The following is a 25,362-nucleotide window of genomic DNA, read 5'->3' on the forward strand; positions in this document are numbered from 1 at the left end:
GCCCGCCGAAACCTGGCGGGCCTTTTCGATTTTCCTATCCGGTCAGTTGACGATTGTCGCCTCGGTGGCGGCGCGCATCTCTTCATCCGAGACACCATCGGCCAGCTCGACGATCTTCAACCCGCCTTCGACCACGTCCAGAACGCCGAGGTTGGTTATGATCCGGTCCACCACGCCCTTACCGGTCAGTGGCAGGGTGCATTCCTTGAGCACTTTGCTGTCGCCATGCTTGTTGGTGTGATCCATCACCACGATGACCCGACCGACGCCCGCGACCAGATCCATGGCGCCGCCCATGCCCTTGACCAGCTTGCCGGGGATCATCCAGTTCGCAAGATCGCCTTTCTCATCGACTTCCATTGCGCCCAGAATCGCGGCAGCAATCTTGCCGCCCCGGATCATCGCGAACGAGGTGGCGCTGTCGAAATAGGCGGTGCGGGCCAGTTCGGTGATCGTCTGCTTGCCCGCGTTGATTAGGTCGGGGTCCTCTTCGCCCTCGTAAGGGAAGGGGCCCATGCCCAGCATGCCGTTTTCCGATTGCAGGGTGATATCCTTGTCTCCCACATAGTTCGCCACCAGCGTCGGAATCCCGATGCCGAGGTTCACATACATGCCGTCTTCCAGCTCTTCCGCCGCGCGGGCGGCCATCTGATTGCGGTCCCAGGGCATTATGCGTCCTCCTTCTTGCGGGTGGTGCGTTGTTCGATGCGCTTTTCGTGCTGCCCCTGAATGATGCGGTGCACATAGATGCCGGGCAGATGGATGCAATCGGGGTCCAGCTCGCCGCGTGGGACGATTTCCTCGACCTCGGCCACGCAGATCTTTCCACAGGTCGCGGCAGGCACATTGAAGTTGCGCGCCGTCTTGCGAAAGATCAGGTTGCCGGTGTCGTCGGCCTTCCACGCCTTGACAATGGCGAGATCGGCAAAGATGCCGTTTTCCAGAATATAGGTCTCGCCGTTGAAATCCTTGTGCTCCTTGCCGTCGGCAATCACCGTGCCGACGCCGGTCTTTGTGTAAAAGCCTGGGATGCCCGCGCCGCCGGCGCGCATGCGTTCCGCCAAGGTGCCTTGGGGATTGAATTCAAGCTCCAGCTCACCGCTCAGGTACTGACGCATGAATTCGGCGTTTTCGCCTACATACGAGCTGATCATCTTTTTCACCTGTCGGGTCTGCAGCAGGATGCCGATACCGAAATCGTCAACGCCTGCGTTGTTCGAAGCAAAGGTCAGATCCTTGACGCCGGATTCTTTGATCGCGTCCAGCAGCAGCTCGGGAATGCCGCATAGGCCGAAACCGCCCGCCGCGATGAACATCCCGTCATGCAGCAAACCGTCCAGCGCCTCGGCGGCATTGGCATAGACTTTTTTCATGGAAAACTCCCCCAATGACTTGGTGATGCCGCAGGTTGTGCCGTCGCGTCACGGGGAAGTCAATGAATGCATGGGGGAAAGGTATTTATACGTAATGACGCGGCCCGGCATGAAAACCGGGCCTGCGACTTTCACTTGGAACTGGGATTCTTTGCCACCTTTTTCTTGGTCGGCGCTTTCTTTTTGCCACTCTTCTTGGCCGCTTTTTCGGCCACCAGTTTCACGGCCATCTCCAGCGTCACATCGGCAGGTTCCGTACCCTTGGGCAGGGTTGCGTTCACCTTCTTCCATTTCACGTAGGGGCCAAAGCGGCCTTCCATCACGTTGATCGGGCCACCGTCAGGATGTTCGCCCAACTCCTTCAGCGGCTTGGCGGCGGTCCTGCCGCGCCCTGCGGGATTGGCGCGCTTTTCGGCCAGCAACTCCACCGCGCGGTTCATCCCGATCTCGAACACGTCGTTGGGGTCTTTCAGGTTGGCATAGACTGGCTTGGCTTCATCGGCCAGTTGATGCATCAGATAGGGGCCGAAACGCCCGAAGTTCGAGGTGATCATGCCGCCTTCGGGGTGCTCACCGATCTGGCGGGGCAGGGACAGAAGCGTCAGCGCCTTGTCCAGATCCATGTCATCCTTGCTCCAGCCGCCTGGAAGCGATGCGCGCGGAGGCTTCTTGTTCTCGGGCGTGGGTTCGCCTCGCTGAACATACGGCCCAAAGCGACCGGATTTCAGCCAGATCTCATCCCCGGCGTCCTCGCCCAGCAATTGTTCGTTGCCTTCTGCGCCTTCACCGGCGATGGGCCGTGTATAGGTACACTCCGGATAGTTGCCGCAGCCCACGAACCCGCCAGTGCGCGAGGTTTTAAGGTGCAATTGCCCCAGACCGCATTTCGGGCAGATACGCGGGTCGGACCCATCCTCACGCGGGGGGTAAAGCTGTGGCGCCAATGCCTCGTCCAGCTTGTCCAGCACTTCCGAGATGCGCAATTCGGATGTTTCGCCAATCGCTGCCGAGAAATCGCGCCAGAACTTGCCCAGCAGATCCTTGTAGTCACGATCACCGGCGCTGACATCATCCAGTTGCTCTTCCAGATTCGCGGTGAACTCGTAGCCAACATACTGGCGGAAGAAGTTCAGCAGGAAGATGGTGACGATCCGCCCCTTTTCCTCGGGGATCAGTCGGTTCTTGTCCTTGCGCACATATTCACGGTCCTGAATCGTGGTCACGATCGAGGCATAGGTCGACGGACGCCCGATGCCCAGCTCTTCCATCCTCTTGACCAAGGTCGCCTCGGTATAGCGCGGCGGAGGTTGGGTGTGGTGTTGCAGCGCCAGAACCGCTTCGTTTTCGGACAGGATCGCCTCTTTGGCGACCTTTGCGCCTTCGGTCACCTGCGTCTCGCCGGTCGCCTTGACGAACTGATCGGACAGAGACTCGCGGGCAAAGGCGGCCTTGTCGCCCCGCATGATCTGGGGCAGGCGTTTGTCATCCTCGTCAGCCACATCGTCGCGGCCCTCTTCATAAACGCGCATGAATCCGTCGAACAGAACGACCTGGCCGGTGGCCCGCAACCCGACCTGACCGTCGTCCGAGCCGATCTCGACCGTCGTCCGCTCCAGTCGCGCCGCTGCCATCTGGCAGGCAATGGTGCGTTTCCAGATCAGGTCATACAGCTTGCGCTGATCCTCATCCGTGACCTTCAGCGCCTTGGCGTCGCGGTTCATATCCGTCGGGCGGATACATTCGTGTGCTTCCTGGGCGTTCTTGGCTTTGTTCTTGTAGATGCGCGGGTTGTCCGACACATATTCAGCACCGTACCGGTCCGCGATGGTGTCGCGTGTTGCCGCCACCGCTTCGGGCGCCATGTCGATGCCGTCGGTCCGCATATAGGTAATGTAGCCGGCCTCATACAACCGCTGCGCCACCTGCATCGCGTGACGCGCGCCCATGCCAAATTTGCGGCTGGCCTCCTGCTGCAGCGTCGAGGTCATGAAAGGTGCGCTGGGGTTACGTGCGGTAGGTTTGGCCTCGACCGCATTCACGGTCAGGGCGCGGCTGGTGACGGCCTGCACCGCCAGTTCCGCCTGCGTGGCATTGGCAATGTCGTGCTTGTCCAGCTTCTTGCCTGCCAGCGTGACCAAACGCGCCTCGTAAATCTGACCGCGCGGCGTTTCGAACAGCGCCTTGACCGACCAGTATTCGACCGGCCTGAACGCTTCGATCTCCATCTCGCGCTCGACGATCAGGCGCAGGCAGACCGATTGCACCCGGCCCGCCGACTTTGCACCAGGCAGTTTGCGCCACAGAACCGGTGACAGGTTGAACCCAACCAGATAATCCAGCGCGCGCCGCGCCAGATAGGCTTCGACCAGGGGCATGTCGACTTGGCGCGGGTTTTGCATCGCCTGGGTTACCGCGTCCTTGGTGATGGCGTTGAAGGTAACCCGGCTGACCGCCGTATCCTTTTTGATCGAGCGCCGCTTGGTCAGCGCCTCTTGCAGATGCCAACTGATAGCCTCGCCCTCGCGATCGGGGTCAGTGGCAAGGATCAGTGCATTGTCATCCTTGAGCGCGTCTGCGATCGCCTTGACATGCTTGCGGCTGTCGACGCCAACTTCCCAGGTCATGGAAAAATCATGGTCCGGATCTACCGATCCATCCTTGGGTGGAAGGTCGCGAACGTGCCCGTAAGAGGCCAAAACCGTGTAGTTGGGGCCAAGATACTTATTGATTGTTTTGGCCTTGGCTGGGGATTCTACAACAACTACAGGCATTTAAATGAAAACCTCGTATATCGGATGCGGCGCTTTCTATGGCGGTGCAAGATGTGGAGTGCAAGGGCCGAATGTCAATCCGTTCCTTTGAAGCCTGATTTCCTGCCGGTTTGAAACGCGAAAGCAAGCCCGCAAACGGGCTGCGAAACAACAAAAGTAGGGCACTGCGCCTTCAGCCGATACGAGACAACAATCCGCCGGGTTGCCGTTGTATCCGGCCATCCAGTTCCAGATCAACCAGTGCCGGGCCGACATCGCCCGCACTGGCGGATAGGTCGCGGATCAACTGGTCTTCGGCAAGGGGCGAAGGGCCAAGCCGGTCAAGAATCTGAAGATGCAATTTTGCGGTTTCCCGCAGGCTGCGTTTTTGGGGCGGTGCAGGGGGCAGAGCATCCAGAAGGTCTCTGGCCGGTGATTCCGGCAGGTTGTCTTTCTCTCTGGGCAGCGCCTGGATCACGTCTTGTGCGTTGCGTACAAGTTGCGCGCCATCCCGGATCAACAAATTGCAGCCGGCTGCACGGGCATCCAGCGGATGGCCGGGAACTGCAAGCACCTCGCGACCCTGATCCAGCGCGTCGCGCGCGGTGATCAGGCTGCCCGACTTGGCGGCCGCCTCGACCACCACAACGGCCTGAGCCAGACCCGAAATGATCCGGTTGCGCCGCGGGAAATGCCGCGCTTGTGGCGTAGTGCGCAAGGGTTGCTCCGACAGTCGCAGGCCCTTTTGGGCAATATCCATCGCAAGATGCGCATTCTCTGCCGGATAGACGACATCGACACCGCCAGCCAGAACCGCGACCGTGCCTGTCTCCAAAGTCGCCAGATGGGCGGCCGCATCGATGCCACGTGCTAGGCCAGACACAACTACGTACCCTTCGGCACCCAGATCGTGTGCAAGTGCGCGCGCCATGCGCGTGCCAAGCGAAGAACAGTTGCGGGCCCCGACCAGTGCGATCATGGGTCGACGCAACAAATCCGCATTGCCCAACGTCCACAAAACCGGGGGCGCATCCTGAATATCCGTCAAGGATGCGGGATAGGCGGCATCGCCCAGGCACAAAAGCCGTGCGCGCACGGCTTTTGCGGCCTTGAGTTCGGCCTCGATCACGCCGGGAGGGCAGATTTCATAGCCCTCGACCCCGGCTGCGCGCGCCACTTCAGGCAGCGCAGCCAGCGCGTTCTGCGCTGATCCATGTTCGTTCAACAGGCGCCGAAATGTTGTCGGCCCGACCCGGCGCGAGCGCAAAAGACGGAGCCACGAAAACCGGTCTTCTTCCGTGGTGGGTGGGAGTGGGGGGTGATTGGAAGATTGCTGCTTCTCGGTCATCCGTCGCTCCGCCTGTTTGCAAAACTGGTTTACGCAACGGGGTCTTAACAGGCGGTGAATCGCGTAGAATTTATTCCAATTCACACGATTTCTTATCCTCAGCGGGCCGCAATGCGTTGAAATATAGCGATTTGGCAAATTGCCACAGCGTTCAGAAACCTGCGGGGCGACGCTGGTGCACTCCGAATCAAGCCCGCCCGCCATTAACCCTGAACCCGGTCCGATTCTGCCTCAGGCAGCCGAACCGCCCACTGTCAACCCGTCCATCAACACCGTCGGCTGGCCGACGCCAACAGGCACCCACTGGCCATCCTTGCCGCAATTTCCCATTCCGGGGTCCAGTTCCATGTCGTTGCCCAGGCCGCGTATCTTCTTCAGCGCCGAAGGCCCGTCGCCGATCAATGTGGCGCCCTTGACCGGCGCACCGATCTTGCCGTTCTGCACCCGGTATGCCTCGGTGCAGGAGAACACGAACTTGCCGTTGGTGATGTCTACCTGTCCACCGCCGAAACCGACGGCCCAGATACCGTCCTTGATCTCGGCCACAAGTTCTGCCGGATCGGCGTCGCCGCCCAGCATGATGGTGTTGGTCATGCGCGGCATCGGGCTGTGGGCATAGCTTTGTCGCCGACCATTACCCGTTGATACGGTGCCCATCAGACGCGCATTCTGACGATCCTGCATATAGCCTGTCAGGATGCCATCCTCGATCAGAACCGTGCGTGAACTCGGGGTTCCCTCGTCATCCACGGTGATCGAGCCGCGCCGATCGGGGATCGTGCCGTCATCCAGGACCGTCACTCCTTTCGAGGCGATCCGCTGTCCCATCAGCCCGGCAAAGGCGGAACTTCCCTTGCGGTTGAAATCACCCTCCAGCCCGTGCCCGATGGCTTCGTGCAACAGGATGCCCGGCCAGCCATGCCCCAGCGCCACTTCCATCACGCCCGCAGGGGCGGGCACAGCTTCAAGATTGACCAGCGCGATGCGCAGCGCCTCGCGCACCTTTTCCTGCCAGTCCGCCGGGTCGATCAGCCCGCCCAAACCTACACGCCCGCCGCCCCCGGCAGAGCCGCTTTCGCGTCGCCCGTCCTTTTCCACGATTACCGATACGTTCAAGCGCGTCATCGGTCGCACGTCTCGCACATGCACGCCATCAGGGCGCAAGATCTCCACTTCCTGTATCGAGGCCGCCAGCGCCGCACTGACCTGAACCACGCGCGAATCCAGATCGCGGGCAAAAGCGTCGATGTCCCGAAGAGTTTCGATCTTGACCGGAAAACTTGCCGATTCGATCGGGTCGGTATCGCCATAAAGCCGCTTGTTCGTCGCGATCGGTGGCTGGGCCAGCACACCGCCATTCGCACCCACCGCCAGACGCGCGGTTTCGGCCGCTCGTTTCAGTGCCGGGATCGAGACTTCGGTCGAATGGGCGTATCCCGCGACCTCACCCTTGACCGCCCTCAGCCCGAAGCCTTCCGAGGCGTCATAGGACGCGCTCCGCAATCGACCGTCGTCAAACACCAGCGCCTCGGATTTCCGCCGTTCCACGAAGAGCTCTCCATCATCCGCCCCAAGGGCCGCAGATTGCAAAACCGCCAGTGCTTCATCCAGCGGAATCGCGGTCTCGAAGGGGCGAAACGGGTCATTGGGCATGGGCCGGAACCTTTCCGATTTGATCCAGATCAAAAATAGCGTCCTTTTGACGCAAGCATTTTGCTTTATCTAGTCTCCGGAATATGGTTTTTAACGCGGTCAAAGACAACGGGAGAGGTGCGACCTGATTCATACCTCCCTGTCAGGGACGCAAAGATCAAACGATCAGGACAGAAAATGAAGAATGCTTTGACGCTTTCGGGGCTTATCGCCGCCCTTTCCAGCCTGCCCGCCATGGCTCAGGAGCTTGAAACCATCGGTAAACCGACCCCCGGCGGACTGGGCTTTCAGCCGGCCGCGACGGAACTCGCCCGCGATCTGCAATCGCTCGACGGCCTGATTCTGGTCATCATCACATTGATCTGTATTCTGGTCGGCTTTCTGATGCTGTACAGCTTTGTACGCTTCAACAAACGCGCCAACCCGACACCGGCAAAGTTTTCGCACTATACCCCGGTCGAGATCGCCTGGACGGTCGGCCCGATCATGATCCTGGTTCTGATCGGATCGTTCTCGCTGCCGGTGCTGTTCAAACAGCAGGAAATCCCGCAGGGCGAAATCAATATCAAGGTCACCGGCTACCAGTGGTACTGGGGCTATGAATACACCGACGAAGGCTTCGGCTTTGAAAGCTTCCTTCTGGGCAAGGAAGCATTGGCCGAGAATGGATACAATCAGGATGAATACCTGCTGGCCACCGACAATGCCGTCGTCGTGCCGGTCGGCAAGGTTGTCGTGATGGACGTCACCGGTGCTGACGTGATCCACTCGTGGACCATCCCTTCTTTTGGCGTGAAGCAGGACGCGGTACCGGGCCGTCTGGCGCAGCTGTGGTTCAAGGCGGACAAGGAAGGCGTCTATTTCGGCCAGTGCTCCGAACTTTGCGGCAAGGACCACGCCTATATGCCGATCACGGTTAAGGTCGTGAGCGAAGAGGAATATGACCGCTGGCTGACCGAAGCCAAGGAAGAATTCGCGGGTATTCCGCAATCCTATCAGGTTGCCTCGAACTGACGTAAGGTGTGGCGGGGACACCCGCCCGATTTAGGATGATGCAGGGTGCGTGGTCTCCGCGCACCTTTCGCCCCCAAAGGACCGGAAATGAGCGACGCAAGCATCAATGCCAGCACAGTCCGCGAGGACGAGGCCAGCTTTGGCGATTATTTCGCCCTGTTGAAGCCGCGCGTAATGTCTCTTGTCGTGTTCACGGCTCTGGTCGGATTGCTGGCTGCGCCCGTGCCGGTGCATCCGTTTGTGGGATTCTGCGCCATCCTGTTCATCGCCATCGGCGGCGGCGCGTCCGGAGCGCTGAATATGTGGTGGGACGCCGATATTGACCGCGTGATGAAGCGTACCAAGAAACGCCCAATCCCCGCTGGCAAGATTCAGGAAGGCGAAGCGCTCGCCTTTGGCCTGACGCTGTCGGGATTCGCCGTTGTAATGCTGGGTCTGGCAACCAACATCATGGCAGGGGCCTTTCTGGCGTTCACCATCTTTTTCTACGTCGTCATCTACACGATGTGGCTCAAGCGTTCGACGCCGCAGAACATTGTGATTGGCGGCGCTGCGGGTGCATTCCCGCCCGTCATCGGCTGGATCGCGGCTACCGGCACTATGTCGGTCGAACCCTGGCTGATGTTCGCTTTGACCTTCATGTGGACACCGCCGCATTTCTGGGCGCTGGCCCTGTTCATGCGTTCGGATTATGACGACGCCGGGGTGCCGATGCTGACCGTGACTCACGGCCGTCGCGCCACCCGAGTTCACATTCTGGTTTACACTGCCCTGCTGGCGCTGCTGGCTGTCGGCACGGCCTTTTCTGACATTGGCGGCCCCGTCTATCTGGCGGTGGCGTTGGTCATGAATGCCCTGTTCCTGCGCGGTGCCTGGAAAATCTCGCGCCGGGACGAACACGCGTCCGAGGCCGACAATTTCAAGGCCGAACGGGGTTTCTTCAAGCTGTCGCTGCTCTATCTCTTCCTGCATTTCGGCGCGATTCTGGCCGAGGCGCTGCTGAAGCCCTATGGGTTGGGGGGCTGGGGATGAGCCTGCGTAAGACACACGAACTGCACAATCGCCGCTTTGGCCGCAATCTGGGCGTGGCCCTGACGCTGGCGGCTTTGATCGTCATCATCTTTGGTCTGACCGTAGTAAAGGTCAGCCGGGGCGACTATGAACCGCCGCGCGCAGAGGTGCAGAACTGATGGCGATTCGGGGACCCCAGAAAACGGTTCTGCAACTGGTCGGCGTCGTCGTCGTCATGGGCACACTCGCCTGGGCGTCGGTGCCGTTTTACAACTGGTTCTGCCGGGTCACCGGCTTTGGCGGAACCACTGGCGTGGCCGAGCAAAGCTCGGACACAGTGATCGACAAAACTGTCACCGTGCGCTTCGATGCCTCGAAGGAACGCGGCATGCCGTGGGAATTCAAACCGGTCGAACGCGAGATGACGCTTCGTATCGGCGAAACCGGGCTAGCCTTTTACGAGGCCTACAACCCGACCGACAAACCTGTCGCCGGGCAGGCCTCATATAACGTGGCCCCCTATTCGGCAGGTGGCTACTTCCAGAAAATCGCCTGTTTCTGCTTTGACGAACAGGTGCTGCAACCGGGGGAACGGGTGGAGATGCCCGTGACCTTCTATGTCGATCCGGAAATCGTCAACGATCCGGAAGGGCAATACGTGCATACGATCACTCTGTCGTATACATTCTACGAAATCGACCTGCCCGAGGGGTACGCAGCCCTCGACGCGCAGGCGGAAACAACAACGAACTAATGCCTGTAGGTGAGGGACGCTGATGGCACACGCTAAAAATCACGACTACCACATTCTGAGCCCGTCGATCTGGCCGCTGATCGGCGCAGCGGGCGGTTTCGTCATGCTGGTCGGGGCCGTATTGTGGATGCACGGCATCACCGCCTATATGTTCTGGGCCGGTCTTCTGGCCGTTCTCTACACCATGTTCGGCTGGTGGTCGGATGTGGTGGCCGAAAGCCGCGCCGGCGATCATACGCCCGTGGTGCGGATCGGCCTACGCTATGGCTTCATCCTGTTCATCACTTCCGAGGTGATGTTCTTCTTTGCCTGGTTCTGGTCTTTCTTCAAACACCGTATGTACCCGATGCAGGATTATGTGGGCACCGAATATGTCGCGCCAAGCATCCATGCGGTCGACCCGTTCCACCTGCCGCTGATCAACACGCTTGTTCTGCTGCTTTCGGGCTGTGCGGTAACCTGGGCGCACCACGCGCTGGTGCATAACAATGATCGCAAGGCGTTGGTGCAGGGTCTGGCGATCGGCATCGTGTTTGGTATCGCCTTTACCTTCCTGCAGGGTTACGAATACGCCGAACTGCTCAAGCATGAAGGCTGGGAATTCGGCGGCGACCAGTTCTATTCGAACTTCTTCATGGCCACCGGTTTCCACGGCGCGCACGTGATCATCGGCACCATTTTCCTGACTGTCTGCCTGCTGCGTGCGATGCGCGGGGATTTCACGCCCGAAAAACACATCGGATTCGAGGCGGCGGCCTGGTACTGGCACTTCGTTGATGTCGTCTGGTTGTTCCTGTTCTTTGCCGTCTACATCTGGGGTCAGGCCCCGCTGATGTAAGGCCGGTCAGGCTGATCAATTGCAAAAGCCGCCCCAAGGGGCGGCTTTTTCTCTATGTGGGTCGCAAGATTGCTCTCCATACAATTGCGTGGTTGCAATTCAGCCCGCGCGCCCCTTAACAAGACGCCGGTTCCTGAAATGAAGTTTGGTCCTGACATGCGCCGTATTCTGTTCCTGCTGATCTTTGGCCTCGCCGGTTTGGGCGTGCTGCTGTCGCTGGGCTTCTGGCAGGTACAGCGCCTGGCGTGGAAGCAGGTCGTTCTGGCAGAGATCGAAGATCGGATCTCGGCCACGCCGGTTTCCCTGCCACCGCAGATTTCGGCGGATCAGGACAAATACCTGCCGGTGACGGTGTCGGGCGAGATGGAGCCTGCGGAAATCCACGTTCTTGTGTCGCTCAAACAGGTTGGTGCGGGGTATCGCATCATTCAGCCGTTCAGCTCCAGCGGCCGGACCATTTTGATTGACCGGGGGTTCATCCCGACCACGGCCAAACAGGCCGGGCGTCGGAACGGCCAGATGCAGGTGACAGGCAATTTGCACTGGCCGGACGAAATTGACAGTTACACGCCCGCACCTGATATCGACGCCAATATCTGGTTCGCCCGCGATGTGCCGGCGCTTGCGGCTGCACTGGGTGCGGAGCCGGTTCTGCTGATCGCCCGTTCGCAAACCGATCCGAATGTGACTCCGTTGCCGGTGGACACGGCGGGAATACCAAACGATCACCTGCAATATGCAATAACCTGGTTTGGCCTAGCTCTGGTCTGGGCCGCGATGACCGGATACTTCCTATGGCGCAGCCGTGCCAATTCTGAAAGTGACGCGACATGAAATACATCTCGACCCGCGGGCAGGCGCCCGAACTCTCGTTTGAAGAGGCCATGCTGACCGGCCTTGCCCGCGACGGCGGCTTGTACGTGCCTGCCGAAATCCCGGTGATGACCCATGCCGAAATCGCGTCGCTGGCGGGGCTGCCCTATGAGGAAATCGCATTCCGCGTCATGTGGCCCTATGTCAGCGGCTCATTTGCCGAGGACGAGTTCAAGGGGATCATCGCGCGCGCTTACCAGGATTTCGGCCACGCCGCCCGCGCGCCGCTGAAACAGCTGAACGAGAACCATTTCCTGCTCGAGCTGTTTCACGGCCCCACCTTGGCATTCAAGGATTTCGCCATGCAGCTCATTGGTCAGCTGTTTCAGGTTGCCCTCAAGAAGCGCGGCGAGCGGGTGACCATCGTCGGCGCGACCAGTGGGGATACCGGTTCAGCCGCGATCGAGGCGTTCCGCGGGCTGGACGCGGTGGACGTTTTCATCCTGTTCCCGCATGGCCGTGTTTCCGAGGTACAGCGCCGCCAGATGACCACGCCCGCCGACAGCAACGTGCATGCGCTGGCGGTGGATGGCGATTTCGACGATTGCCAAGCCTCGGTGAAGGACATGTTCAACGATTTCGACTTCCGCGACGGGGTCAGGCTGGCTGGCATAAACTCGATCAACTTTGCCCGCGTATTGGCACAGGTGGTCTATTACTTTTCTGCCGCCACCAACCTCGGTGCGCCGCATCGCAAGATCAGCTTCACGGTGCCAACCGGCAACTTTGGCGACATCTTCGCTGGCTATCTGGCCAAGCGTATGGGGCTGCCGATTGACCGCCTTGTGGTGGCGACCAACCAGAACGACATTCTGCATCGCTGCCTCTCGGGCGAGGGGTATTTCAAGGGCGAGACTATCCCTTCGATCAGCCCGTCGATGGACATTCAGGTCAGCTCGAATTTCGAACGCGCGCTCTATTATGCCTATGGCGAAGATGGCGGGGCCATCGCACAATTGATGGATGAGCTGAAACAGGGTGGCTTCAATATCAGCCAGGGCGCGATGGAAGCGCTGCGTGAGAATTTCGATTCGGGCCGTGTGTCCGAAGAGGAAACGCTGGCCACGATCAAATCCACGCTTACCCGTAGCGCCGAACTGGTCTGCCCCCATTCCGCCGTCGGCGTGAAGGTGGCCGAAGAGGCGCGCGCGGCAGATGTTCCAATGATCACCCTTTCCACCGCACATCCGGCGAAATTCCCCGCTGCTGTGGAACAGGCAAGCGGCGTGCATCCGCCTCTTCCCCCGCGCATGTCTGACCTGTATGAACGGTCGGAACGGGTGACCCGCATCGCCAACGATCTGGGCGCCATCCAGAACTATATCAAAGGGCAGATTACTGCGTGACTGTTAGACAAGACCAACTGGCCAACGGCTTTCGTATCGTCAGTGAACACATGCCGGGGCTGCAATCTGCGGCCATTGGCATCTGGGTAACCGCAGGAGGCCGCCACGAGCGGATCGAGCAGAACGGTATCGCTCATTTCCTCGAACACATGGCGTTCAAAGGGACAGAGCGGCGCTCGGCGCTGGAAATTGCCGAGGCTATCGAGGATGTGGGTGGCTACATCAACGCCTACACCTCGCGCGAGGTGACGGCATACTACGCCCGCGTGCTCCAGGACGACGTGGCGCTGGCCATGGACGTGATCGGGGACATCGTGATGAACCCGGTCTTCGACCCGCGCGAGATCGAGGTCGAGCGCGGTGTAATCCTGCAGGAAATCGGTCAGGCCCATGATACGCCCGATGACGTGATCTTTGACTGGTTGCAGGAAGAAAGTTATCGCGACCAGCCTTTGGGTCGCACCATCCTTGGGCCCACGGAACGGGTCAGCGCCTTTTCGCGCGAGGATCTGTCGGCCTTCGTGGCGGAACATTACGGGCCGGAACAGATGATCCTGTCCGCTGCAGGCGCCGTCGACCACGATCAGCTGATGAAACTGGCCGAAAAGATGTTCGGGCATTTGCAGCCCCGCAAGGGGCTGATCGCCGAGCCCGCCCGCTTCATCGGCGGCGAGGCGCGCCACGAAAAGGTTCTGGAACAGGCCCATTTCGCGCTGGCGTTCGAAAGCCCGGGCTATCGTGACGACGCCATCTATACCGCGCAGATATACTCGTCGGCACTGGGCGGTGGCATGTCCTCGCGGCTGTTTCAGGAAATCCGCGAGGTGCGCGGCCTCTGTTATACGATCTTTGCGCAGGCCGGAGCTTACGCCGATACCGGCACTACCACGATCTATGCCGGTACCTCCGCCACTCAGGTTGCGGAACTGGCGGGTATCACCATCGACGAGATGAAGCGCGCAGCCGAAGACATGAGCCCCGAAGAGGTCGCCCGTGCCCGCGCCCAGATGAAGGCCGGGATGCTGATGGGGCTGGAAAGCCCCTCGAACCGGGCCGAGCGTTTAGCCCGGCTGGTGCAGATCTGGGATCGGGTGCCGTCGCTGGAGGAAACGGTCGAGAAAATCGATGCCGTCACCACCGCTGACGTGCGCCAGTTCGCCGAGGATATGGCGGTCACGGCCCCTGCGGCGCTGGCGCTTTATGGGCCGGTGTCGACGGCGCCGTCTCTCGCGGACCTGCAGGAGAGGCGCGCGGCGTGATGCTGCTGGGCAAGCGCAAGCTGAAACTCGAGACCGAGCGGCTCAGCCTGCGCCCGCCCGCGCATTCCGACTATCAGGACTGGACAGCGCTGCGGCGCGCCTCGGAGGATTACCTGACCCCGTGGGAACCGGTCTGGGCCAACGATCACCTCAGCCGTAAATCCTTTACCAACAGGGTCTACTGGGCGCAGCGCTCGATCTCGAACGGCTCGGCCATCCCGCTGTTTCTGTTCCGGCGCGCCGATGACGTCCTGCTGGGCGCGATCACGCTGGACAACATCCGTCGCGGCCCGGCGCAGGCGGGAACGCTGGGCTACTGGACCGGGCAGACCTTTGCCCGGCAAGGCTATATGCGCGAGGCCATCGGTGCGGTTGTGCATTACGCTTTCACCCGCCTGGATCTGAGCCGGATCGAGGCGGCCTGCCTGCCGGAAAATGCGGCCTCTCGCGGACTGCTGGAAAGCTCGGGCTTCAAATACGAAGGCGTGGCGCAATCCTATCTGCAGATCAACGGGCGGTGGCGGACGCATGTGCTTTATGCCAGCCTCCGATCCGACCGACGCGGCAAGACGGATACGGGCTAGGGGGCTCTGCCCCCGTCGCGGCAAGCCGCGCCTCCCCCGGGATATTTTGGGCCAGATGAACAAGGGGCATGACTTGGTGGCGATCTGCGCTACACTTCGGGTATGCGCTGGTTGGTTGCAGCATTGATGGTGATATCGGGCGGGGCCGTGGCCCAGGAACGGCGGCCGAGCCATTGCATCGCCATTGCCGATGCCGCGCCGGGGATCGATTATCTGTACAAGGCGGCCTGGCAGGACCCGGTGCCGGAGTATTCGGTACGGGTCAGCTATATCGCGCATGCCTCGTTTCTGATCCAGACACCCGGCGGGCTGAATGCGGTCACCGATTTCACCGGGTTCATCGGCGGCGCCGATATGATTCCGGATATCGTGACCATGAACCACGCGCACGAGACCCATTGGACACAATTCCCCGATCCCGCGATCCCGTATGTTCTGCCGGGTTGGGGGCGTTTTGGCGAAGGGATCGAACACCACCTGGATCTGGGCGAAATCCTGATCCGGAATGTTTCGACCGATATCCGATCGGTCTATGGCGGGGTCGAGGAACGCGGTAACTCGATCTTCGTGTTCGAGGTCGAGGGGCTGTGTATCGGCCATCTGGGACACTTGCACCACGTTCCCAGCGACGCGCAGTTCGCCGCTCTTGGCCGACTGGACGTGGTCATGGCTGCCGTCGATGGCGGCACGACCATGCCCCTGCCTGAAATGATTTCGGTTCTGAAGCGCTTAAAAAGCTCGGTCATAATCCCGATGCACTGGTTCTCGGGCTATTCACTGGAGCGTTTTCTTTCGGGCGTTCGAGACGAGTTCGCCATACGGCGCGACGGCGTGTCCGAGATCGAGGTGTCGCTTCGCTCCTTGCCCAACCGGCCCACGGTGGTTGTGCTGGAACCGCGATACCTGATCGAGCCCGATTAGGGCTTGCCCGGCGCACGCGCCTTGGGCATGGATTGGGCATGACCCTGAATCCCGCCGATGACAGTTTTGCCGCTCGCCTCACCAAAGAGTTTCCGCAGGATATCCTGAACCCGGTCGAGCCGCGTTTCCTGGAAGAGCCGCGAAGGCGTTATGCTGGGCAGGCGGGCCTTGTGGCCCTGCCGCGAACCGTGACTGAGGTCGCGGCGCTGATCCGCTGTGCCGCTGCGGCGCGGGTGCCGGTTGTCCCTTATGGGGGCGGCACCGGCCTGGTAGGCGGGCAGGTGATGCCCGAAGGGCCGGCGCCGCTGGTGATCTCGATGGAGCGGATGGCGGCGATCCGGGCGGTGCACCCGGCCGAAAACGTGCTGGTGGTCGAAGCTGGCGCCATTCTGGCCGATGTTCAGGCGGCGGCCTGCAACGCCAACCGCCTGTTTCCCTTGTCACTCGCCTCGGAGGGAACCTGCAGGATCGGCGGCAATCTTGCTGCAAACGCTGGTGGGGTGAATGTGTTGCGCTATGGCAATGCCCGCGACCTGTGCCTTGGGTTGGAGGCGGTCCTGCCTAACGGCGAGATCTGGAACGGGCTGACCCGGCTGCGCAAGGACAACACCGGATACGATCTGCGCAACCTGCTGATCGGGTCCGAGGGGACGCTGGGTATCATCACGGCGGCGGCGCTGAAGCTCTATCCCATCCCGGCGGGCACCAGCACCGCGATGATCGTGGTTCCGTCGCCCGAAGCGGCGTTGGAACTGCTGGCCTGCGCCCGCGATCGCGTCGGCGAGGCGGTCAGTGCCTTTGAACTGATCCACAGACAGGGGCTGGAGTTTCTGACCGAGGTTCTGCCCGGCATTCGCCAGCCGTTCGATGTCAAACCCGAATGGTGCGTCCTGGTCGAGCTTGGCCTGCCACAGGGACTTGATCCCGCCCGTACCATGGAGGCGCTTTTCGAGACGGCCTTGCAACACGGGATCGCCCGGGATGGTGTCGTGGCGCATTCCGATGCGCAGCGTCGGGCGCTCTGGTCGGTGCGTGAACATATCCCCGAGGCCAACCGGCTGATCGGTTCGGTGTCGAGCCATGATATCTCTTTGCCGCTGTCGGTCATCCCCGATTTCATTCGCCGCGCGGCCGGGGTCGTTTCGGGGTTGGGTGCGTTTCGTATCAACTGTTTCGGGCATCTGGGCGACGGCAACCTGCACTACAACGTCTATCCGATGGCGGGCATCGACCGCACGACGCTTGAAGGCAAAAAGGAAGCTGTCATGCAGGCGGTGCATGATCTGGTACGCGACTATGGCGGCTCGTTCAGCGCCGAGCACGGGGTCGGGCGGATGAAGGTCAAGGATCTGGAGCGTTACGGCGATCCGGTGAAACTTGCCGCCATGCGGGAGATCAAGGCGACACTGGACCCTGCCGGGATCATGAACCCCGGCGCGGTTCTGCGTCGCGCATAGCCGCTCAGAGGCCTTCGAATTCGCATAGGGCGTGCACATCCATGCCCATGCCTTCCAGCACCTTGCGCCCGCCCAGTTCCGGCAAATCGATGATGAACGCGCAGGACACGATGTCGCCGCCCAGGCGCTGGATCAGCTTGATGCCGGCCGCTGCGGTGCCACCGGTGGCCAGCAGGTCATCGACCACCAAAACCTTCTCGCCCTCTTTGATGGCGTCGTCATGGATTTCGACGATGGCCTCGCCATATTCCAGCTTGTAATCCTGACTGATGGTGGTGCCCGGAAGCTTGCCCTTTTTCCGGATCGGCACAAAGCCGACGCTCAGTTGGTGTGCAATCGCGCCGCCAAGGATGAACCCGCGCGCTTCCAGCCCCACGACCTTGTCGATGCGCTCGCCCGCGTAGGGGTGCAGCATCTGGTCGATGGCCATGCGGAACCCGCGCGCATCGGCAAACAGCGTGGTCACGTCGCGAAACATGATCCCTTCATGCGGAAAATCGACGATGGTGCGGATATAGTCCTTGACCGAGGTGCTTTTGGGCATGCGGCCTCCCTTGCTGACATGGTTCACGCAAGCGGGTTTGACGCATCGGGACGCGCCGTTCAAGAGGCAGGATGCGGGCTGCGGCGTCCCGCCCTTGGATTTGGTTCAACGCAGCGAAAATGCCGCTCGATGTATCCGGAAAAACCGGGTCAGGCCGGGCGGCGCAGCAATGCGGTGGCCACACCCATGCCCATCAACGTCACGCCGCCGACTCGGGTAATCCCCGTGATTACCTTGGGGCGCGCGATCAGGTGCCGCAGGCGGTCGGCCAACAAGGCATATGTCAGCGCATTCAGCCAGGCGAGTCCAACGAAGGTGGCGATCAGGATGGTGAATTGCGGCATCAAGGCCTCGCCAGGTTTGATGAATTGCGGCACGAAAGCAATGAAGAACGCGATGGATTTCGGGTTCAGGGCCGTTACCGCCGCTGCGTGACCGAACACGTTACCTGCGGTCACATCACGCTCGGTGCGCACGGTCCCCAGACCATCGGACGGCGCGCTGCGCAACAGTTTCCAACCCAGCCAGATCAGATAGGCGGCACCGACCCATTTCAGCACCATGAACATCTCGGTCGACGCCAACACGAGCGCCCCCAATCCCAGAAGCGACGCGGTCATCGCCACCAGATCGCCCAAGGCCACCCCCGTGGCCGAGGCCACCGCAACGCTGCGCCCCTTGGACAGGGCATAGCTCAGCACCAACAATACGGTCGGACCGGGGATCAGCAGCAGTGCGGTCGAGGCGGCGACAAAGGCAAGCCAGAGGTCGAGAGGCATGAAAACACCTGTGATTGACATATCGGTGCATCAAACAACGCCCGCACGCGAACGTCCATACCCCGCGTTTTGCTATGGAAGCTTGATGGCCTGTACGTGCATCCAGTCAAAGTTCTTCTCGCGGCCCAGCGATACCCAGCCCTCTTCCTCCCAGAAGCGCCAGAAATCCAGGCAGTCGGCGCGGGCCAACCGGGCCTTTTTCCACCCCCAGTCCAGCTTGTTGCGCGACGGGTCCCAGTCGATGGCGGCGGCGAAAGAGTGCGTGGACCATGTCGAGCCATTGCGCTTGCGCCGCACATTCTTGCACCCGCCATAGATGTCCAATCCCATGTCGACCCGGGCATCGTGGTCGTAACGGGCAGCGATTTTGGTCAGAACCCTTTCAAGGCTCTGGGCGACTTTCGGATGGCAACCGATCTTGCTGGTCTTGACCGACCGGTCCCAGTCCAGCTTCATCGTCCATGGAACCGTAACGATTGTGGTCGCGGGCTGCCCACCCGAATTCGGATTGAAGCCGAAAAAACTGAACAGATCGGCCTGTCCGGTTTTATCTGTGGGCCAGCCATTGGGATTGACGTCCAACGGCACGATATCCCGGAAATCCATCGGCAACTCGCCGGTCTCCCGGAAAAAGCGGAAATCACTATAGCCCGCCTCAGTAAGGCTTCCCCACAAACCGTCGATGTCCCCGGGATCAATACCGGCGTCCTTGCTGACTAGCTGAAATGCGGCGACGCGTTTTCGGGCGGCACTCCAGGCACTTGGGTCACCGGACAACTCGCTGGCGCGCGGTTCGACCAGAGCCGCAGCCGCCGTATCCATTGCGGCGTTGATCTGTCCATCAATCGGGCCGGAATACGTCCCGGTCGCGCTCAACTCTTCCTGCAAAATGCGGATGGCACCTTGTTTCATGAAAAATCCCCCACGAATTTCTGAAAACAATGGGGGGATTGTATCACATCACGGGCGACTTCTCAGCCTTTTGTAGCTAAAGCACCCGCCCCGCCACCGCGTCCAGTTTCGTCAGCAACTCCGGGTTGCGCTTCTCTGGTGCGGTCAGAATGGCAAAATCCAGCGCCCGGTCGCAGCCATGCGGGCAGGGCGCGCGGTCCGCCCCCAGCAACGCGGGCAACCCCTTGACCAGCGCGCGGCCCTTGTCGGCGTTTCCGGTCAGCGTGGCGAAAATGGCACTGATATCCACCTCGCCGTGATGCGGGTGCCAGCTGTCATAGTCGGTGACCATGGCGATCGAGGCGTAACACAGCTCGGCTTCGCGGGCGAGCTTGGCCTCGGGCATGTTTGTCATGCCGATCACATCACAACCCCAGACCTCGCGGTACATCTTCGATTCCGCCAGGGTCGAGAACTGCGGCCCTTCCATCGCCAGATAGGTGCCGCCGCGGTGAATGTTGATCCCTGCCGCCTTTCCAGACGCCTCGCAGGCGTCGCTCAGGCGCGGGCAGGTTGGATGCGCCGCGCTGACATGGGCAACACAGCCGGTCCCGAAAAAGCTTTTCTCGCGCGCGAACGTCCGGTCGATAAATTGATCGACAATCACGAAATCCCCCGGCGCCATCTCTTCGCGAAACGACCCGCATGCCGAGACCGAGATGACGTCTGTCACCCCCAGCCGCTTCAGCGCGTCGATATTGGCGCGGTATGGCACCTCTGTCGGCGAATGCACGTGCCCCCGCCCGTGGCGCGGCAGAAAAGCCATGTCGACCCCGTCCAGCGACCCGGTCAGAACCTCGTCCGAGGGGACTCCCCAAGGGGTCTCAACCGCAACCCACTTGGCGTTTTCAAGCCCGTCGATCTCATAGATGCCCGATCCGCCGATCACCGCGATTTTCGTCTGGCTCACCTGTGCTCTCCCTGCCTTGGTCGTTGCCTGCTCAAGGTTTTTGGAGGGCCGCGACCGGAATGACAAGAGCGCTGTGCCGTGTCCCAAGGTGCCCTCTGGTCACAATGCCCTGAAGACGACCAGTGGCTGCGTCAGGTGGCCCCACCTGCGCGGCGCGCCGGAGCCAACACCGCGACAAGGTTCGACACCAAAAGCGCGCCGATCACCACTGCGCCTCCCGCGATCGCCCAAGGCCCCGGATCTTCACCGACTACCGCCCAGACCAGAATGGGCGCCAGAACAGATTCCAGCAGGACCAGTAACGACACCTCGGCCGAGCTGATGTAGCGCGGGCCAAGCGCCAGCAGGCACGAGGCCGCCCCGATAAAGGCTCCATGACCCAGAAACAGCGGCCATTGCTGCTCAAACGCCGCAGCCGGCGATACGAACATCCCAATTATGAGCGCCGCACCGATATAGGCAATCGGAATGGCCGGGATCATTGACGTGTCCCTGACCTTGCGCACCGCGGTCAGCGCGGCCGCAAAGGCGGCAGACACGTAAACGGCCCAGATGTCACCCCTCCAGGACGAAATCTGCGTCTCGCCCGACCCATAGGCAATCATCGCCAGCCCCGCCAAGACCACCGCCATCGTCAGCACCATGCGCCGCCGAATGGGCTCGCCCAGGAAAATCCGGCTGAAAATCGCGGCAAATATCGGCATCGAGGCAAAGATGAACACCACGTTTGCGACGCTGGTATTGCTGACGGCCAGAACAAAGGCCGGCGCGGTAGAGCCGATCAGGATCGTATAGATCACGCCCGGCCAACCGGTGTTCAGCAAGGCCCGAAACCCGCTCACCCCCTGAACCGCCAGCAGGACGATCAGCACAACCGTTCCGGCGGTCAGGCCGCGCCAGAATGCAGTCACCATCGGATCGGCCCCGATCAGCCGCACAAACAGTGAATCCGGCACGACCAGCAGCACGCCCAGCGTTGTAATGATCAGACCTTTCAAGTGATCGCTCATGCCGATGAGTTAGGGGCAAGACTGCGACCAAGTAAAGACCGGCCGGGTCTTCGCCATGCGCGCGACGCATGGCCGCATCCCGCTCAGTGCGGTGGCTTGATGGGGCACAACCGTCTAGAAGGCGCCTTTGCGCGAACAAACCGACCAACAGGACCGATCCATGCCCCGAGCCATGCTGGCAAGTTTTGCCAATCGCCTAGCCATACCCGATCTGCGCTGGATGCCGGACGAGGGTCTGACCCCATCGCGCCTGCGGATCGAGCTGTTGTCGGGCCTCACCGTGGCGCTGGCGCTGGTGCCCGAGGCGGTCGCTTTTGCTTTTGTTGCGGGCGTACACCCGCTGGTTGGCCTGTATGCGGCCTTTCTGGTCGGGCTGATTACCGCCCTGATCGGCGGGCGTCCCGGCATGATCTCGGGTGCAACCGGCGCGCTGGCCGTCGTCATGGTGGCCCTGGTGGCCGAGCATGGGGTTGAATACCTGTTTGCAACGGTGGTTCTGATGGGCATCCTTCAGATCATCGCGGGTGTGATGCAATGGGGCAAGTTCATCCGCCTCGTGCCGCATCCGGTGATGCTGGGCTTCGTCAACGGCCTCGCCATCGTGATCTTTCTCGCGCAGATGGGTCAGTTCAAGGTGCCGGGATCGATGGAAAACACCGGCCACGGCATGGGCGGCGGTGAATGGCTGTCGGGCCTGCAGCTCTATACGATGCTGGGCCTTGTTGCTCTGACCATGGCGGTGATCTGGGTGATGCCACGGATCACCCGTATCATTCCGGCCCCGCTGGCTGGCATCTTCGTGGTCGCGGCGCTTGTCATCGGCTTTGGCCTGGACGTCCCGCGCGTCGGCGATCTGGCCTCGATCGAAGGCGGCCTGCCGCAATTCCACATCCCGATGGTACCGCTCAACCGCGAAACGCTGCAGGTCATCCTGCCTTATGCGGTGATCCTCGCCGCTATCGGCCTGATTGAATCCCTGCTGACCCTGAACCTAGTTGGCGAGATCACCGGAAAACGCGGTGGCGCGTCGCAGGAGTGTATCGCACAAGGCACCGCCAACGTTGTCACCGGTTTCTTCGGCGGCATGGGGGGCTGCGCCATGATCGGACAGTCGATGATCAACGTGAAATCCGGCGGCCGCACCCGCGTCGCAGGCATCGCGGCCGCATTGTTCCTGCTGATTTTCATCCTTTTTGCCGCGCCCCTGATCGAACAGATCCCGCTGGCTGCGCTGGTTGGCGTGATGTTCATGGTGGTGATCGGCACCTTCGCGTGGAACTCGTTCAACATCCTGCGTAAGGTGCCGCTGATGGATGCCTTCGTGATCGTGCTGGTCACCGTCGTCACCGTGATGGAAGACCTCGCCGTTGCCGTGGTCGTCGGCGTGATCGTCTCGGCGCTGGCTTATGCCTGGAACAACGCCAAACGCATCCACGCGGTCACCCGCGAGTCGGCGACCGAAAAGGGGGCAAAGGTCTATGAAATCCAAGGGCCGCTGTTCTTTGGGTCGTCAGACGGCTTTATCGAACTTTTCGATGTGCCGAATGACCCGGAAACCGTCATCGTCGATTTCGCTGAAAGCCGTGTGGTGGACCAGTCGGCATTGCAAGCCATCGAAAATATCGCGGCCAAATACGAGGCCGCGAGTAAACGCGTCATGCTGCGCCACCTGAGCCGGGATTGTCACAAGCTGCTGAACAAGGCAGGCCACCTGATGGTCGACAGTGATGATGACCCGGACTACGAGCTGGCGGTTGATTACTCTGTCCGCACCGGCATTCTAGGCGGGCACTGATCCTTTTGCGAGGCTCCGCCTCGCGCTCCGGGATATTTGAAGCCAGATGAATGAAGAATCCCTGCTTCATCTGGCCAAAAAATATCCCGGGGGAGCCGCCCGAAACGGGCGGTGGGGGCAGAGCCCCCGACAACCTCAATCATCCGGGCGATTGAGCGAGAACAGCTCGGACACGACCGAATAGTCCCGGTACCCAAGCCGCGCCAGAGGTTTGAATGAGGTTACGTCGAACTTGCCCTCCCGGATATGGTCGTCGAGCAGGTGCACACCTGTCACTTCTCCAAACACGACGCGGTTGGCCGCGCCGGGCAGGGTGACGATCTGGGTGAGCTTGCATTCCAACGCCGCCGGGGCACCTTGTACGCGGGCACAGGGGATGGTTTCACATTCGACCGGGGTTAATCCGGCATGGGCAAACTCGTCCACCTCTTTTGGAAGGCTGCCCGAGCTGGCGTTCATCGCATCCTGGTGCGCATGGGCCACAACATTCACGCAGAATACGCCTGTCGCCTCGATATTGGCGATACTGTCCTTGCCGCCGATCTGATCGTGTTTCGTGCCGGTTGAGGCAAACATCACCTGCGGCGGCGTGTAAGCAACCCCGTTGAAAAAGGAATAGGGTGCCAAATTGTTGATCCCATCCGAATCGCGGGTCGATATCCAGCCGATCGGGCGCGGAGTGATAATGGCGTTGAACGGGTTGTGCGGAAGGCCGTGGCCGTCTTCGGGTCGATAGAACATCATATCTCCAAGCGTTTGCCCAAGGCGTAGCGAAGTGCTAGGGCGATTTCCACAGCTGAAAAGAGGGCCAGGGTGCAGCAATTCGGAATCAGCCCGGAACGACCGGACGACTGGTGGGAGGTTGAAGCCCTCTACGACCTGTGCTTCGCGCCCGGGCGCGAGGCGCTGTCCTCCTATCGTCTGCGCGACGATGTTCCGCCCGTGGCGGGCCTGTCGATGGTCGTGCGCGACAACACCGGCGTCGTGGCTGGTGCCATCCGGTTCTGGCCTGTTCACGTCGGTGATCATGACGCGCTGTTACTGGGGCCGGTTGCGGTTCACCCCACGCACCAGGGCGAAGGTCTGGGCGGGTTCCTGATCCGAGAAGGGGTCGAGGCCGGGCGCAACCAGGGCTGGCATCGTGTCATGCTTGTGGGCGATGCGCCCTATTACTCGCGCTTTGGCTTCACTCGGCTGGAAGGCGTGGAAATGCCGCCGCCTACAAACCCTGACCGGGTTCTCGGCATGGAACTGGTGCCCGGCGGCTGGGTGGATATTTGCGGCCCTGTTACCCGCTGGACGAAATAACCCATTGAAACCCGGCACGCGCGCACCGATCTTTTCTTGATGAAGGAGGCGTTGCGAATGCAGGACATCGTGATCGTCGAACCCGTCGACGCCGAGGCGGAACTCGACCGGCTTGCCGCCGAGTACCGTGCAGCGGGAGGCATGGGTATCCGCATGCTTAACCGGTTGGGCGGCAAGGCGGAAAACCTGCTTGACCAGCTTCCTCCCAACATCCGCGACGGCCTGAGCGAAGCAACCGAGCGCGCGCTGTGGGTTGCGATGCGCGCCGCCCATGGCTCGCGCCGCGCCGTTCCGGATCAAAAGGCGTGGGTGAACACAGCGATCGCCACGGCAATGGGCGCTGCGGGTGGGTTTGGCGGGCTGCCCACCGCTCTGGTCGAATTGCCGGTCACCACCACCATGCTGTTGCGTGCCATTCAGGGCGAGGCCGCGCGCCAGGGCTTCGATCCGGCCTCCGAAGGTGTGATGTTCGATTGCGTGCGCGTTCTGGCCTCGGCGGGGCCGCTGGCGCAGGATGATGGCGCGGATCTGGGCTTTTTCTCGATCCGGCTGACGCTGACCGGCGCCACCATGCAAAAACTGATCGCCAGTGTCGCACCGCGCCTTGCCACCGCGCTGGGGCAGAAACTTGCCGCGCAATCGATTCCGGTTCTGGGCGCGGTCGCGGGCGGTGGCACCAACTATGTCTATACCCGTTACTACCAGCAGGTCGCAGGCGTGCATTTCGGTCTCAGACGCCTCGCGATCGACGCGGATATCCCACAGGACGAATTGTTGACCAGATTGACTGCAAAAATGCTGAAATAGGCGGAATTGATCCCAAAAGAGTGAAGATTTCGCGGGTAACCGTGGCGTTCCTACAATATGTGGGAGCATTTAGTGTG

The 25,362-nt window shown here is 61.0% G+C and carries 25 protein-coding genes; 14 read left to right on the plus strand and 11 right to left on the minus strand.

Annotated features, from left to right (window positions below; all coding sequences use genetic code 11):
• Positions 1 to 42: 42 nt before the first annotated feature.
• The 5 genes from AC2FLX_RS02050 to tldD all read right to left on the minus strand — a co-directional run bounded on the left by AC2FLX_RS02050 (position 43) and on the right by tldD (position 7,124).
• Positions 43 to 669 carry a CoA transferase subunit B gene (locus AC2FLX_RS02050; RefSeq protein ID WP_496744785.1) on the minus strand — a complete coding sequence of 209 codons (627 nt, stop codon included), beginning with the start codon at positions 667 to 669 and terminating at the stop codon, positions 43 to 45.
• A complete protein-coding gene (locus AC2FLX_RS02055; RefSeq protein WP_480747747.1) occupies positions 669 to 1,373 on the minus strand; it encodes a CoA transferase subunit A in 705 nt (234 codons plus the stop codon). The genes AC2FLX_RS02050 and AC2FLX_RS02055 overlap by 1 nt, the downstream gene beginning before the upstream one ends.
• 131 nt (positions 1,374 to 1,504) lie before the next feature.
• The gene (topA, locus tag AC2FLX_RS02060) at positions 1,505 to 4,144 is read right to left on the minus strand and encodes a type I DNA topoisomerase (RefSeq protein ID WP_496811016.1); all 2,640 of its coding nucleotides are present in this window, start codon (positions 4,142 to 4,144) and stop codon (positions 1,505 to 1,507) included.
• Positions 4,145 to 4,316: 172 nt separating this feature from the next.
• Positions 4,317 to 5,471, minus strand: a complete 1,155-nt coding sequence (gene dprA, locus AC2FLX_RS02065; RefSeq protein WP_496811017.1) for a DNA-processing protein DprA — start codon at positions 5,469 to 5,471, stop codon at positions 4,317 to 4,319.
• Between the two features lie 231 nt (positions 5,472 to 5,702).
• On the minus strand, positions 5,703 to 7,124 hold the full coding sequence (gene tldD, locus AC2FLX_RS02070; RefSeq protein ID WP_496811025.1) for a metalloprotease TldD: 1,422 nt from the start codon (positions 7,122 to 7,124) through the stop codon (positions 5,703 to 5,705).
• A 177-nt stretch (positions 7,125 to 7,301) separates the two neighbouring features.
• Here tldD and coxB point away from each other — a divergent pair, with 177 nt between their 5' ends.
• The 11 genes from coxB (at position 7,302) to AC2FLX_RS02125 (ending at position 17,181) form a co-directional block, all read left to right on the plus strand.
• Positions 7,302 to 8,138, plus strand: a complete 837-nt coding sequence (coxB, locus tag AC2FLX_RS02075; protein WP_480747743.1) for a cytochrome c oxidase subunit II — start codon at positions 7,302 to 7,304, stop codon at positions 8,136 to 8,138.
• An 87-nt stretch (positions 8,139 to 8,225) separates the two neighbouring features.
• A complete protein-coding gene (gene cyoE / locus AC2FLX_RS02080; protein WP_496811018.1) occupies positions 8,226 to 9,170 on the plus strand; it encodes a heme o synthase in 945 nt (314 codons plus the stop codon).
• Positions 9,167 to 9,328 carry a cytochrome c oxidase system small membrane protein gene (locus AC2FLX_RS02085; protein ID WP_480747741.1) on the plus strand — a complete coding sequence of 54 codons (162 nt, stop codon included), beginning with the start codon at positions 9,167 to 9,169 and terminating at the stop codon, positions 9,326 to 9,328. Before cyoE ends, AC2FLX_RS02085 begins: the two co-directional genes overlap by 4 nt.
• Positions 9,328 to 9,903 (plus strand): cytochrome c oxidase assembly protein, encoded by a 576-nt coding sequence (locus AC2FLX_RS02090; RefSeq protein ID WP_496811019.1) that lies wholly within the window; start codon positions 9,328 to 9,330, stop codon positions 9,901 to 9,903. Before AC2FLX_RS02085 ends, AC2FLX_RS02090 begins: the two co-directional genes overlap by 1 nt.
• A gap of 22 nt (positions 9,904 to 9,925) precedes the next feature.
• A complete protein-coding gene (locus AC2FLX_RS02095) occupies positions 9,926 to 10,741 on the plus strand; it encodes a cytochrome c oxidase subunit 3 (protein ID WP_480747739.1) in 816 nt (271 codons plus the stop codon).
• A gap of 156 nt (positions 10,742 to 10,897) precedes the next feature.
• On the plus strand, positions 10,898 to 11,575 hold the full coding sequence (locus tag AC2FLX_RS02100) for an SURF1 family protein (protein ID WP_496744840.1): 678 nt from the start codon (positions 10,898 to 10,900) through the stop codon (positions 11,573 to 11,575).
• Complete coding sequence (thrC, locus tag AC2FLX_RS02105; protein ID WP_496811020.1) at positions 11,572 to 12,960, plus strand: threonine synthase; 1,389 nt, start codon at positions 11,572 to 11,574, stop codon at positions 12,958 to 12,960. Before AC2FLX_RS02100 ends, thrC begins: the two co-directional genes overlap by 4 nt.
• Complete coding sequence (locus tag AC2FLX_RS02110) at positions 12,957 to 14,219, plus strand: M16 family metallopeptidase (RefSeq protein ID WP_480747737.1); 1,263 nt, start codon at positions 12,957 to 12,959, stop codon at positions 14,217 to 14,219. The genes thrC and AC2FLX_RS02110 overlap by 4 nt, the downstream gene beginning before the upstream one ends.
• Positions 14,219 to 14,803, plus strand: coding sequence for a GNAT family N-acetyltransferase (locus AC2FLX_RS02115; protein WP_496811026.1), 585 nt, complete (start codon positions 14,219 to 14,221; stop codon positions 14,801 to 14,803). Before AC2FLX_RS02110 ends, AC2FLX_RS02115 begins: the two co-directional genes overlap by 1 nt.
• 102 nt (positions 14,804 to 14,905) lie before the next feature.
• Entirely contained in the window at positions 14,906 to 15,724 is an 819-nt protein-coding gene (locus AC2FLX_RS02120; RefSeq protein ID WP_480747735.1) for an MBL fold metallo-hydrolase, read from the plus strand.
• A 38-nt stretch (positions 15,725 to 15,762) separates the two neighbouring features.
• Positions 15,763 to 17,181, plus strand: a complete 1,419-nt coding sequence (locus tag AC2FLX_RS02125) for an FAD-binding oxidoreductase (RefSeq protein ID WP_496811021.1) — start codon at positions 15,763 to 15,765, stop codon at positions 17,179 to 17,181.
• 4 nt (positions 17,182 to 17,185) lie between these two features.
• Here AC2FLX_RS02125 and AC2FLX_RS02130 read toward each other — a convergent pair whose 3' ends face one another.
• From AC2FLX_RS02130 to AC2FLX_RS02150, 5 genes are all read right to left on the minus strand, one after another.
• On the minus strand, positions 17,186 to 17,725 hold the full coding sequence (locus tag AC2FLX_RS02130) for an adenine phosphoribosyltransferase (protein WP_480747733.1): 540 nt from the start codon (positions 17,723 to 17,725) through the stop codon (positions 17,186 to 17,188).
• Between the two features lie 149 nt (positions 17,726 to 17,874).
• Positions 17,875 to 18,504, minus strand: a complete 630-nt coding sequence (locus tag AC2FLX_RS02135; protein ID WP_480747732.1) for a LysE family translocator — start codon at positions 18,502 to 18,504, stop codon at positions 17,875 to 17,877.
• Between the two features lie 72 nt (positions 18,505 to 18,576).
• On the minus strand, positions 18,577 to 19,416 hold the full coding sequence (locus tag AC2FLX_RS02140) for a hypothetical protein (RefSeq protein ID WP_496811022.1): 840 nt from the start codon (positions 19,414 to 19,416) through the stop codon (positions 18,577 to 18,579).
• Between the two features lie 76 nt (positions 19,417 to 19,492).
• Positions 19,493 to 20,365: an S-methyl-5'-thioadenosine phosphorylase gene (locus tag AC2FLX_RS02145; RefSeq protein ID WP_496811023.1), complete on the minus strand. Its 873-nt coding sequence runs from the start codon at positions 20,363 to 20,365 to the stop codon at positions 19,493 to 19,495.
• 131 nt (positions 20,366 to 20,496) lie between these two features.
• On the minus strand, positions 20,497 to 21,375 hold the full coding sequence (locus AC2FLX_RS02150) for a DMT family transporter (RefSeq protein WP_480747729.1): 879 nt from the start codon (positions 21,373 to 21,375) through the stop codon (positions 20,497 to 20,499).
• Between the two features lie 160 nt (positions 21,376 to 21,535).
• Here AC2FLX_RS02150 and AC2FLX_RS02155 point away from each other — a divergent pair, with 160 nt between their 5' ends.
• A complete protein-coding gene (locus AC2FLX_RS02155; protein ID WP_496811024.1) occupies positions 21,536 to 23,170 on the plus strand; it encodes a SulP family inorganic anion transporter in 1,635 nt (544 codons plus the stop codon).
• 135 nt (positions 23,171 to 23,305) lie between these two features.
• Here the strand turns inward: AC2FLX_RS02155 and AC2FLX_RS02160 are convergent, their stop codons facing one another.
• Complete coding sequence (locus tag AC2FLX_RS02160) at positions 23,306 to 23,911, minus strand: flavin reductase family protein (protein ID WP_480747727.1); 606 nt, start codon at positions 23,909 to 23,911, stop codon at positions 23,306 to 23,308.
• A 72-nt stretch (positions 23,912 to 23,983) separates the two neighbouring features.
• On the opposite strand from AC2FLX_RS02160, the gene AC2FLX_RS02165 reads away from it, so the two are divergent.
• Together AC2FLX_RS02165 and AC2FLX_RS02170 are read left to right on the plus strand one after the other, a co-directional pair.
• Complete coding sequence (locus AC2FLX_RS02165; protein WP_480747726.1) at positions 23,984 to 24,478, plus strand: GNAT family N-acetyltransferase; 495 nt, start codon at positions 23,984 to 23,986, stop codon at positions 24,476 to 24,478.
• A gap of 57 nt (positions 24,479 to 24,535) precedes the next feature.
• On the plus strand, positions 24,536 to 25,285 hold the full coding sequence (locus AC2FLX_RS02170) for an EcsC family protein (protein ID WP_496744754.1): 750 nt from the start codon (positions 24,536 to 24,538) through the stop codon (positions 25,283 to 25,285).
• The last annotated feature ends 77 nt before the right edge of the window (positions 25,286 to 25,362 follow it).

The organism is Ruegeria sp. YKSF57, from assembly GCF_059612585.1.